The organism is Cedecea sp. B1(4) (genome assembly GCF_059414925.1).
In genome coordinates this window covers 1-673 of record NZ_JCAHMZ010000156.1, presented here as the reverse complement: position 1 = coordinate 673, position 673 = coordinate 1, and the positions used below count along the sequence as shown (strand labels likewise).

The 673-nt window shown below is 64.2% G+C and carries 1 protein-coding gene; it reads right to left on the bottom strand.

Going from position 1 to position 673, the window contains the following annotated elements:
- Positions 1-183: 183 nt before the first annotated feature.
- The coding region (locus ACR6JA_RS22450) for a Tn3 family transposase (RefSeq protein ID WP_494599638.1) at positions 184-673 on the bottom strand (490 nt) is incomplete at its 5' end.

The window sequence follows — 673 nt, the reverse complement described above, 5'->3', positions numbered from 1 at the left end:
GAGGCTGTTGCGTCCCTGAAAGACAAGGTGATCAAGGGCCGAGCGCCGCGCAGCGAGCCCGCCAAGCCCGTGAATCCCAACAAGGTTGTGAAAACCTGCCCCGTCTGCTTTCGGCAGATTGCAGTCCAGCGTGGCACGATGGCTCACCATGGGGTCGCCTCAGAAAACGGAAAATAAAGCACGCTAAGCCGGTTGCAGCGGTCGTAGCGGCCTGAACTTGCCCGCGCCGATCTTGGCGCTGCTGCGCCAGAGGTAATCGCCGGTGAGGTTGATGTGCTCCCAACCGAGCGGCGACAGGTACTGCAACAGCGCGTCATCAACGGCATGGCCGTTGCCACGCAGCGCGTGCGCAGCCCGTTCCAGATAGACCGTGTTCCACAACACGACGGCAGCCGTTACCAGATTGAGGCCGCTAGCCCGGTAGCGCTGCTGCTCGAAACTGCGGTCGCGGATTTCACCCAGGCGGTTGAAAAACACTGCCCTGGCCAGCGCATTGCGCGCCTCGCCCTTGTTCAGGCCGGCATGCACGCGGCGGCGCAGTTCCACGCTTTGCAGCCAGTCCAGGATGAACAGCGTGCGCTCGATGCGGCCCAGCTCGCGGAGCGCCACGGCCAGGCCGTTCTGGCGTGGGTAGCTGCCGAGCTTTCGGAGCATCAGGGAGGCCGTCACCGTG